At 39.8% G+C, this 10504-nt stretch carries 11 protein-coding genes; all 11 read left to right on the forward strand.

Going from position 1 to position 10504, the window contains the following annotated elements:
• Window positions 1-627: 627 nt before the first annotated feature.
• Window positions 628-1356 carry a GNAT family N-acetyltransferase gene (locus QM629_RS09155; RefSeq protein ID WP_415159411.1) on the forward strand — a complete coding sequence of 243 codons (729 nt, stop codon included), beginning with the start codon at window positions 628-630 and terminating at the stop codon, window positions 1354-1356.
• Window positions 1357-1492: 136 nt separating this feature from the next.
• A complete protein-coding gene (argG, locus tag QM629_RS09160) occupies window positions 1493-2731 on the forward strand; it encodes an argininosuccinate synthase (RefSeq protein ID WP_415159413.1) in 1239 nt (412 codons plus the stop codon).
• A gap of 91 nt (window positions 2732-2822) precedes the next feature.
• Window positions 2823-3158, forward strand: a complete 336-nt coding sequence (locus QM629_RS09165) for a cupin domain-containing protein (RefSeq protein ID WP_415159415.1) — start codon at window positions 2823-2825, stop codon at window positions 3156-3158.
• The gene (gene argC / locus QM629_RS09170; protein ID WP_415159417.1) at window positions 3145-4143 is read left to right on the forward strand and encodes an N-acetyl-gamma-glutamyl-phosphate reductase; all 999 of its coding nucleotides are present in this window, start codon (window positions 3145-3147) and stop codon (window positions 4141-4143) included. The genes QM629_RS09165 and argC overlap by 14 nt, the downstream gene beginning before the upstream one ends.
• A gap of 10 nt (window positions 4144-4153) precedes the next feature.
• Window positions 4154-4507: a four helix bundle protein gene (locus tag QM629_RS09175; RefSeq protein WP_415159419.1), complete on the forward strand. Its 354-nt coding sequence runs from the start codon at window positions 4154-4156 to the stop codon at window positions 4505-4507.
• 24 nt (window positions 4508-4531) lie between these two features.
• Window positions 4532-5707 (forward strand): aspartate aminotransferase family protein, encoded by a 1176-nt coding sequence (locus QM629_RS09180; protein WP_415159421.1) that lies wholly within the window; start codon window positions 4532-4534, stop codon window positions 5705-5707.
• A 286-nt stretch (window positions 5708-5993) separates the two neighbouring features.
• A complete protein-coding gene (locus QM629_RS09185) occupies window positions 5994-7133 on the forward strand; it encodes a Fic family protein (RefSeq protein ID WP_415159423.1) in 1140 nt (379 codons plus the stop codon).
• Between the two features lie 132 nt (window positions 7134-7265).
• Window positions 7266-8249 (forward strand): acetylornithine carbamoyltransferase, encoded by a 984-nt coding sequence (locus QM629_RS09190; protein ID WP_415159425.1) that lies wholly within the window; start codon window positions 7266-7268, stop codon window positions 8247-8249.
• Window positions 8250-8254: 5 nt separating this feature from the next.
• Window positions 8255-9055 (forward strand): acetylglutamate kinase, encoded by an 801-nt coding sequence (gene argB, locus QM629_RS09195; RefSeq protein ID WP_415159427.1) that lies wholly within the window; start codon window positions 8255-8257, stop codon window positions 9053-9055.
• On the forward strand, window positions 9052-10164 hold the full coding sequence (locus tag QM629_RS09200; RefSeq protein WP_415159429.1) for a M20 family metallo-hydrolase: 1113 nt from the start codon (window positions 9052-9054) through the stop codon (window positions 10162-10164). The genes argB and QM629_RS09200 overlap by 4 nt, the downstream gene beginning before the upstream one ends.
• Window positions 10165-10193: 29 nt before the next feature.
• Window positions 10194-10394, forward strand: a complete 201-nt coding sequence (locus QM629_RS09205; protein WP_415159431.1) for a four helix bundle protein — start codon at window positions 10194-10196, stop codon at window positions 10392-10394.
• Window positions 10395-10504 lie beyond the last annotated feature (110 nt).

Raw genomic sequence — 10504 nt, forward strand, 5'->3', positions numbered from 1 at the left:
TGTTTTATGCTTGCCTTACTTAATGTAAGGCTGGCAATAAGAATAGATTTGTACTTTGGCAAATCAATGATTGCACATTTTTATCCAGCGAGGAGTATAGTTAAAAGGGCGTTCATTCGCACATATTTATTTTTTCAGTGGTCTCATGCCTGTCCCGAACTTGCTTCGGGAGCACCTTGCTATGTACCTGCCTCGCCGGCAGGCAGGCATTCCCCTCCCGAAGCTGGTTCGGGACAGGTTGTGTGAGAAAAAATTATCATGCCCGGTTTCATTAAAATAACCTGGCAATGCAATTGCATTTATCCAGGAAAACATAACAGGGAAGAAATGGTATAGACTTTACAAAAAAATTTTAACGCATTTATATTCTAAACATTACTAATTTTACGCCCTCAAAAAATATTGGTTCACAATTTTATATTGAACTAACGTTGAAAAAGAATACAACACATAACAACTTATATGTTTCTCATCATTGCATAATGAGTGTTGTTTTATTGCCAAACCCGTTTTGCTTCCGCCTTGTGCGACGACCAAGAATTTGATATCCCGCAACATGCAGCCTTTAATGCATTCGTGTAAGCCGTTACACGCAAACAATTATCTTTTTACAATAAGCAAAGCAAAGTGGAACAGAATCAAAATATCATAGTGCGCATCGCCAATTCCAGCGATGCAGATTACGCAGAAACCATTACCAGGGAAATGGAAGCAAGCGCCATGGCAAGAGGTACCGGCATTGCCAAGCGCAGCCCGCAATACATCATTTTAAAAATGATAGAAGGCAAGGCAGTGATTGCGCTCACAAAAGACGGCACATGGGTTGGCTTTTGTTATATTGAAGAATGGAGCCACGGTGAATTTGTTGCCAACAGCGGGCTTATCGTATCGCCTGCTTTCAGAAAAACCGGCGTAGCAAAACAGATAAAGAAAAAAATATTTGAGCTCTCAAGGCAAAAATATCCGAAAGCAAAAATATTTGGTTTAACCACCGGCCTTGCCGTAATGAAAATAAACAGCGATCTCGGTTATGAGCCCGTTACCTACAGCGAACTTACGCAGGATGAAACATTCTGGGCCGGTTGCAAAAGCTGTGTGAACTACGATATTCTTATGATGAAGGAGCGCAAAAATTGTATGTGCACTGCCATGTTATACGATCCTGCCGATCATTACGAACCGCAGGAAACCAGGGAACATTTTCAGGAAAAAAGCGAAGTATATGCAAGGCTATTACGCCGCAAGAAAAACCGTTTTCTGAAAGCCTTCCAGAAAAAAGACAAGCCAAAAATGGAAGCTGTGAAACAAAAGAAAAAACGTTCACTGGTTGCCATGTTCGCCACTATTTTTGCCTGATTTTTTTGGGTACCAGCAACAAAACAAATGGCATTGTTCCTGGAGCCTGCCCTGTGCTTGATGCGGGGCCGCAACACTTGTACGGCATATCATTATTCAGCATAATTCATAAAGCAAAACTTATTTCAGCAGCACAATGTCAGCAACTCAAAATAATCACGAACATACAAACACCCCTTCTGGGGACGGGGGCGCCATCGTTCTCGGTTTCTCCGGCGGCCTCGATACTTCTTTTTGTGTAAAATATTTAAATGAAGATAAAGGTTACGATGTGCACAGCATTATCGTAAACACGGGCGGTTTCAGCGAAGATGAATTAAAAAAAATTGAAGAGCACGCTTATAAACTTGGTGTAAAAACGCATACAGCCATTGATGCCGTAAAAGGTTATTACGACCGCATTATCAAATACCTTGTTTTCGGAAACGTTTTAAAAAATAATACCTACCCGTTAAGTGTAAGTGCAGAAAGATTAGTGCAGGCATTGCACATTGCAGATCATGTAAAAGCTGTGGGCGCAAAGGCAGTTGCGCATGGCAGCACCGGTGCCGGCAACGACCAGGTGCGTTTTGATATGGTGTTTCATATTATGATCCCCGAAGTTGAAATTATAACGCCCATTCGCGATCTCAAACTCAGCCGCGAAGCAGAGATTGAATACCTGAAAAAGAAAGGTGTTGATATGAATTTTGAAAAAGCAGCGTATTCCATCAACAAAGGTTTGTGGGGCACCAGCGTTGGCGGTAAGGAAACATTAAAAAGCAAAGGTATATTGCCGGAAGAAGCATGGCCTACACAAGTCAGCAAGTCGGAAAGCCAGGAAGTCCGTTTACGTTTTGAAAAAGGTGAATTGACCGGTGTTGATGGTAAAACTTTCAACCATCCATCAGAAGCCATTCAATATTTGCAAGCCATTGCCGGGCCTTATGGCATTGGCCGCGATATACATGTGGGCGATACCATTATTGGCATTAAAGGTCGTGTAGGTTTTGAGGCCGCAGCGCCAATGGTAATTCTGAAAGCGCATCATGCACTGGAAAAACATGTGCTTACCAAATGGCAGTTAAGCTGGAAAGATAATATTGCAAGCTTTTATGGCAACTGGCTGCATGAAGGCCAGATACTTGATCCGGTGATGCGTGATATGGAAGCTTTTCTGCAAAGCGCACAGCAAAATGTAACCGGTGATGTATTTGTGCAGTTAATGCCGTATCGTTTTCAAATAATCGGCATAGAAAGCGAACATGATCTCATGAACAGCAGGTTTGGAAAATATGGCGAGATGAATACAGGCTTTACCGGTGAAGATGTGCGTGGCTTCAGTAAAATTTTTGGCAATCAAACCGCGATGTACCATTTTTTAAATAAGGGGTAAGGTTTAGGGTATAGGGTTTAAGGCCTTACGCCATAAACCCTATACCTTCTACTTTAAAATTATCATGCAGGTTCTGAATAAACATACTGCTTTGCAACATTACAAATGGGGAAACGATTGTGATGGATGGATTTTTGTTGAAACAGATGCGTTATCTGTAAAACAGGAATTAATGCCGGAGGGTGCTGCAGAAAGTTTACATTATCATAAAAATGCACAGCAGTTCTTTTTTATATTGAAAGGAAGTGCAACTTTTGAGGTGGAAGGGCAGGTTTTTTCAGTAAAAGAAAATGAAGGCTTTCATATCCCGGCTGGTAAAAAGCATCGCATTGTAAATAATGCAAATACTGATCTTGAATTTATATTAAGCTCTCAGCCTTCAACTAATAACGATAGATTTAATTGTTTTGAACATGAAGAAAATTAATGTTGGTATTATAGGTGGCGCGGGTTATACAGGCGGCGAATTGATCCGGTTATTAATTAATCACCCAAATACTGATATTCGTTTTATTCATAGTAAAAGCAATGCCGGAAACCCTGTTTCTAAAGTGCACCAGGATTTAATTGGCGAAACAGAATTGAAGTTTACGGATGATAACACCCCTTTAAGGGATGGGAGTATTGATGTGCTTTTTTTATGTCTTGGTCATGGCGATTCAAAAAAGTTTTTATCTGAAAATGAAATTGCTGATATTATTAAAATAATTGACCTTGCCAACGATTTTCGCCTGGCCCAAAGCTCAAAGTTCAAGTCCCGCAGCTTTGTTTACGGTTTACCTGAATTAAACAAAGAGCAAATTAAGTCGGCGCACAATGTAGCCAATCCCGGCTGTTTTGCATCAGCTATTCAGTTGGGCTTATTACCGTTGGCAAAAGCGGGCCTGTTGGATGAAATTTATACAACAGGAATAACTGGCTCTACCGGCGCCGGCCAATCTTTAGCTGCCACTTCTCATTTTAGCTGGCGCGCCAATAATATACAGGCGTATAAAACGTTAACCCATCAACATCTTGGAGAAATTATGCAATCGCTCACGCAGCTACAGAAACCCCCTTTAGGGGATGGGGGCATTAGTTTTGTGCCCTGGCGCGGCGATTTTACGCGCGGTATTTTTATCAGTTCAACGGTGCATTGCGAAGCATCTCCGGAAGAATTGAAAAATTTATATAAAGATTTTTATAAGGGCAATCCATTCACCATTGTTAGTGACGAACCCATCTTTTTAAAACAAATAGTAAATACCAATAAATGTGTGATACAATTAGAGAAAGTTGGCAGCAAATTGGTGGTACATAGCGCGCTTGATAATTTATTAAAAGGGGCAAGTGGCCAGGCGGTTCAAAATATGAATTTAATGTTTGGTTTGAATGAAACGACCGGCCTTAAATTAAAAGGGAGCATGTTTTAAGTTATAAGTAATGCAGAATTACAAAGATTTAAAAGTTTGGGAAAAAGCACATTCATTTACGTTACAGGCTTATGAATGCACCAAGGTTTTTCCTAAAGAAGAAATCTATAGCTTAACAAATCAACTTAGGAGGGCAGCTTCAGCAATACCGGCAAACATTGCAGAAGGATGTGGAAAGAATTCAAGTCAAGAGTTTGCTCATTTCTTAAACATTGCATTAGGTTCAGCCAACGAGTTAGAATATTTTCTTATCCTTTCAAAGGATTTATCATATTTAAAAGAAGAAGTTTTTCAAACATTATTTAAATTAATTAACGAAGTAAAAGGCATGCTGATTGCACTTATTAATAAAGTGCGCCCATAACTTATTACTTACAACTTACAACTTATGACTTTATTCGATGTTTATGCCTTAAACGACATTACTATTACCAAAGCGCAAGGCTCTTATGTATGGGATGAAAATGGTGTGCAGTATCTTGATTTGTATGGAGGACATGCCGTGATCAGTATTGGCCACACACATCCGCATTGGGTTCAGCGAATTGAAGACCAACTGGAAAAAATTGCATTCTATTCTAACTCCGTGCATATTCCAATTCAACAGGAACTGGCCCATAAATTAGGCAAGGTTAGCGGTAAAGAAGAATATCAGTTATTCCTCGTTAACAGCGGCGCCGAAGCCAATGAAAACGCATTAAAGCTGGCATCATTTCACACAGGCAAAAAAAAGATTGTTGCTTTTAATAAAGCTTTCCATGGCAGAACATCATTAGCAGTTGCTGCCACAGACAATAAGAATATTGTGGCGCCTGTAAATGAAACCGGCAATATTGATTTTCTTCCGTTCAATGATGAAGCTGCACTGAAAGAATATTTTCAAACCAACGATGGTAAAGTGGCGGCAGTTATTGTGGAAGCCATACAGGGCGTTGGTGGCATAAACGTTGCCAGCGAGAGTTTTTTGCAACTGATAAGAAGGCTATGCGATGCCAACGATGCATTATTTATTGCTGATGAGGTGCAATGCGGCTATGGCAGAAGCGGAAAGTTCTTTGCGCTGGACCATGCAGGTGTGAATGCAGATATTTATACCATGGCAAAAGGCATGGGCAATGGCTTTCCGGTTGGTGGTATTTTAATTGCACCTTACATTAAGCCAAAGCAGCATGGCCTGCTGGGCACAACATTTGGCGGCAATCAACTGGCTTGCGCTGCGGCCCTGGCCGTATTGGAAGTAATTGAAAGGGATAATTTGATTGAGATGAGCAAGCAGCGCGGCATGTACCTCATCAATAAATTAAAAAGCATTGATGGACTTGATAATGTTCGCGGCAAAGGCTTAATGATTGGTTTTGATGTGCCTGAAGACATTAAAGACCTGCGCCAAAAGTTATTAAATGATTATTTCATCTTCACCGGCGAGGCAAAACCAAACGTAATTCGTTTATTGCCTGCATTGAATATTACACGCAAGCAGGCAGATGAATTTTTAGATACGTTGAATGAAGCTATTGCAGAGATGAAAGGCATACAGATAGTTCCCGAAACCGCAAACGCATGATTGCGTTCATTTATTCTGGAATAGCTCTTTGATTAGTTAGCGCTTTAAAGATTATGAGCCTTTGGTTTAATTGAAAATATGCAGATGCAGTGTTGCGATCCCGCATCAGGTGCGGGATAAACTGCAACAAACGATACCATGAAAAACTATAGCTGGTGATCAAAAAGATAAAAAAATGCCTGAAGGTAATTTGAAGCAAGGTTAACTTAGAAGTCATCTAAGTTAAGTTTATGCCACTAAACTTAACTTATTTATTTTTTAGTTAAGTTTGCTGAAAACTATTTTAGTGCAGGATTTAAGCAATTTTAAAGCTGGCGTGTTTGCAAAAACTTCAGGGTATAAATATTTTATTCCCGAAAAAATAAACATGCAGTACAAGTGGAGCGATATTGAGCTTACGCAGCTTTGCGATAAAGCCACATTAAAATTAGGCGAGCTGAATGCATTTGCATCGCTTGTGTCCGACATAGACCATTTTATACAAATGCATGTGGCGAAAGAAGCTACTGTAAGCAGTAAAATTGAAGGCACGCAAACAAATATTGAAGAAACATTGCAGCGTGAAGAGTTTATTTCGCCCGAAAAAAGAAATGACTGGCGCGAAGTAAACAACTACATAAAAGCATTGAATGAAGCTATAAATGGTTTAAAAAAATTACCGCTTTCGAGCAGGCTTTTAAAAAAAGCGCATAAAACTTTATTAAAGAATGTGCGGGGCGAACATAAAATGCCGGGCGAATTCAGGCGCAGCCAAAACTGGATTGGCGGCGCATCTTTAAAAGATGCAGTGTTTGTGCCACCCACAGCAGATTTGGTAGGGCAGGCAATTGGCGATGTTGAAAATTTGATGCATAATGATGAATGCGGCTTGCCGCATGTTATGCGCATTGCCCTGGCGCATTACCAGTTTGAAACCATACACCCGTTTTTAGATGGCAATGGCCGCATAGGAAGGCTGATGATTTCATTGTACTTTGTAAGCCATGAAGTATTAAGCAAACCTGTGTTGTATTTGAGCGATTTCTTTGAAAAAAACAAAACATTGTATTACGATAACCTTATGCGTGTGCGCACACATAATAATCTTGTACAGTGGCTTAAGTTTGTTTTGGTAGGCATAATTGAAACAGCGCAAAAGGCAATTGACGGTCTAAAAAAAATAATTGCAATAAAGAAAAAAATTGAAGAGCAAAAAATAGTTAAGCTGGGTAAAAAAATTACGGTTGCAAAAACGCTTAGCGATTATTTATTTCTGCAGCCAATTGTATTAATTGATAATGTGGTAAAAGTTACGGGCCTTTCAAAAGTGTCGGCCTATAAACTGATTGAAGATTTTGAAAAGCTCGGGATATTGGTTGAAACAACAGGCATGCTACGCTACAGGATGTTTCAGTTCAAAGAGTATTTTGACATATTTAAAAATTAAGCATGAATGTTTGGGTTACCGGCATCGGTTTTCATGGCATCGCCCCTTGCGTCGCAACACTTGTACAACATATTTTCAATTAAGCTTCGGTTTCACATTCAAAATGTATAATTAATTCAAACTATCCAAACATTGAAACAATTTATATCGGTTCATGATGCAGGCAACATTAATGCTTTGGTTGAAAAAGCGTTGATGTATAAAGCTGATCCTTTAAAAGATAAAAACCTCGGCGCGGGTAAACGCATTGGTTTATTATTTCTCAATCCGAGTTTGCGTACAAGATTAAGCACACAGGTTGCAGCAGGCAATCTTGGAATGGATGCTATTGTTTTTAATGTGGACAAAGAGGGCTGGGCGCTGGAATTTGAAGAAGGCGCCATTATGAGCGGCAGTACAGTTGAACATATAAAAGACGCAGCGCCGGTGCTGGGAAATTATTTTGATATTCTCTGCATAAGAACCTTTCCTTCTTTAAAAAACCGCGATGATGATTACAGTGAACTGTACATTACGCAGTTCATAAAATATTGCGGCGTTCCGGTTATAAGTCTGGAAAGCGCAACACTGCACCCGCTGCAAAGTTTAACTGATGTTATTACAATCAAAGAAGCTATCAGCTATCAGCCATCGGCTATCAGCCATCCGAAAATTGTATTAACGTGGGCGCCGCACGTAAAGCCTTTGCCACAATGTGTGGCCAACAGTTTCGCGCAATGGATCAATGCCTGGGGCGAAGCTGATTTTGTAATAACGCATCCGCAGGATTATGAGTTAAAAGAAGAATTTACAAAAGGCGCAGCCATCACACATAACCAAAATGAAGCATTGAAAGACGCAGACTTTGTGTATGTAAAAAACTGGAGCACTTATACTGATTATGGTAAGATTTATGAGAACGACCCGGATTGGATGTTAACAGAAGATAAGTTGAAACTCACCAACAGTGCAAAAGTGATGCATTGTTTACCCGTAAGAAGAAATGTTGAATTAAGCGATGAAGTGCTGGATAGCGCCAGCAGCATCGTTACACAACAGGCGGGCAATCGTGTATGGGCAGCACAGGCTGTTATTAGTTCCCTTCTACACTCCCTAAGCGGAGGCGGCAAACCCTAATAATTATGGAGCGCTTATTTGTAATAAAAGTTGGCGGCAATATTATTGATGATGAAGGAAAGCTGAAGTCATTCCTTACATCAGTTGCATCAGTTAAATCGCATAAAATCGTGGTGCATGGAGGTGGAAAGATTGCAACAACAATCGGCAACAAGCTTGACATAGAATCAAAATATATTAACGGCAGAAGAATAACTGATAGTGATACGATTGATCTTGTAACGATGGTTTACGGAGGCTTGATCAACAAAAAAATTGTTGCACAATTACAAGCATTGAATTGTAATGCCATTGGCTTAACCGGCGCTGATGGAAATATTATACCGGCAAAAAAACGACCCCCTTTAGGGGATGGGGGCGTTGACTTTGGCTGGGTGGGCGATTTAAATAGTTCAAAGTTTAATGTTCAAAGTTTAATGTTGTTGCTGCAAAACAACTTCACGCCAATATTTGCTTCCTTAACGCACGATGGCCAGGGCCATATTCTAAATACAAATGCTGATACAATTGCATCATCAATTGCGGTTGCGCTTTCAGCATATTATGATGTAAGGCTGATATATTGTTTTGAAAAGAAAGGTGTATTGGAAAATGTAGAAGATGAAAATTCTGTTATCACCAACATCAACAAAGAAAAATATAAACAACTGCTGGATGAACAGAAATTATTTGCCGGCATTCTTCCAAAAATAGATAATGCTTTTGCTGCAATAGATGCCGGCGTGCAGGAAGTACTGATTGGCGATGCAGACGACCTCATTCAAAATACAACAGATAAAACGACAGGAACTTTGATTACTCAATGATGGAGATTGATAATTTATATAAAGACGCATTGGGTTTGCTTCAGCAATTAATTTCCATTCCTTCTTTTTCAAGAGAGGAAGATAAAACCGCTGACGCAATTGAATCTTTTCTCCAGTCAAAAAACATAACAACAAACAGGTTGCTGAACAATGTTTGGGCAACCAATAAATATTTTGATAAAAGCAAGCCCGCCATTTTACTCAACTCACATCACGATACGGTAAGGCCCAGCAAGCAATATACAAGATATCCTTTCAAAGCCGATATTGAAGATGGTAAATTATATGGCCTTGGCAGCAACGATGCCGGTGGATGTTTGGTTTCTTTGATCACTACATTTATTCATTTCTACCATCAGCAAAACTTACAATACAACATCATTCTCGCAGCAACCGCCGAAGAAGAAATCAGCGGTAAAAATGGAATAGAGTTGCTGTTAAAAGATGAAACCTTTATAAATACAACAAGTTCTTTGCAAACTCCCTTTAGGGCTGGGGCTGCATGGTGTGCTATCGTTGGCGAACCTACATTAATGAATATGGCCGTTGCCGAAAAAGGCCTGCTGGTACTGGATTGCACGGCACATGGCAGGGCCGGCCATGCGGCAAGGGAAGAAGGCGACAATGCAATTTATAAAGCGCTAAAAGATATTGATTGGGTTAAAAATTACCGGTTTGATAAAGTATCTGAACTAATCGGCCCGAATAAGATGAGTGTAACTATTATCAATGCAGGGTCGCAGCATAATGTAATTCCTTCTGAATGTAAATTCACGGTGGATGTGCGTGTAAATGAATTATACAGTTTTGAAGAGGTGTTAAGCATCATCAAGCAAAATGTGCAAAGTGAAGTTGTGCCAAGAAGCCTTCGCCTGCGCTCAACCAACATTTCTTTGGATCACCCTTTGGTGAAGGCAGGGATTGAATTAGGGAGAACCTATTATGGTTCGCCCACAACAAGCGATAAAGCCTTGATGCCTTTTCCTGCATTAAAGATGGGCCCGGGCGACAGTGCCAGAAGCCATAGCGCAGATGAGTTTATTTTTGTTGATGAAATAAAGAATGGGATTGAGTTGTATATTGAGTTATTGAATAAAATTTTGGTTTAGTTGCTGGTTTCAGGTTTCTTGTTACAGGTATGAAAAGCTATAAAGATTTAGATGTTTATAAAGAGTCGAAGCGTTTAACAATCGAAGTACATAAAATGAGCATATCCCTTCCAAAGTTTGAGTTGTATGAAGAAGGCAGCCAGATAAGAAGATCCTCAAAAGCTGTAACAACAGCAATTGTTGAAGGATATGGCAGAAGAAGATATAAAGCAGATAATGACTATCCGTAATTTGGAAATAGCTAATTATATTAGTATTTTTGTCTAAAATAATTAGCTATGAATATGTCAGAATTTTTCAGCAGGTATGCCGATGAAGATAGCTGCCGCCGTTTTTTCAA

Source organism: Parafilimonas sp. (assembly GCF_047606085.1).
Lineage (GTDB): Bacteria > Bacteroidota > Bacteroidia > Chitinophagales > Chitinophagaceae > Parafilimonas.

Bases quoted from the DNA above. Each gene is read 5' to 3' on its own strand.
- argG (WP_415159413.1), top strand. From the start codon at position 1,493: ATGTCAGCAACTCAAAATAATCACGAACATACAAACACCCCTTCTGGG.
- argC (WP_415159417.1), top strand. From the start codon at position 3,145: ATGAAGAAAATTAATGTTGGTATTATAGGTGGCGCGGGTTATACAGGC.
- QM629_RS09175 (WP_415159419.1), top strand. From the start codon at position 4,154: ATGCAGAATTACAAAGATTTAAAAGTTTGGGAAAAAGCACATTCATTT.
- QM629_RS09180 (WP_415159421.1), top strand. From the start codon at position 4,532: ATGACTTTATTCGATGTTTATGCCTTAAACGACATTACTATTACCAAA.
- argB (WP_415159427.1), top strand. From the start codon at position 8,255: ATGGAGCGCTTATTTGTAATAAAAGTTGGCGGCAATATTATTGATGAT.
- QM629_RS09200 (WP_415159429.1), top strand. From the start codon at position 9,052: ATGATGGAGATTGATAATTTATATAAAGACGCATTGGGTTTGCTTCAG.
- QM629_RS09205 (WP_415159431.1), top strand. From the start codon at position 10,194: ATGAAAAGCTATAAAGATTTAGATGTTTATAAAGAGTCGAAGCGTTTA.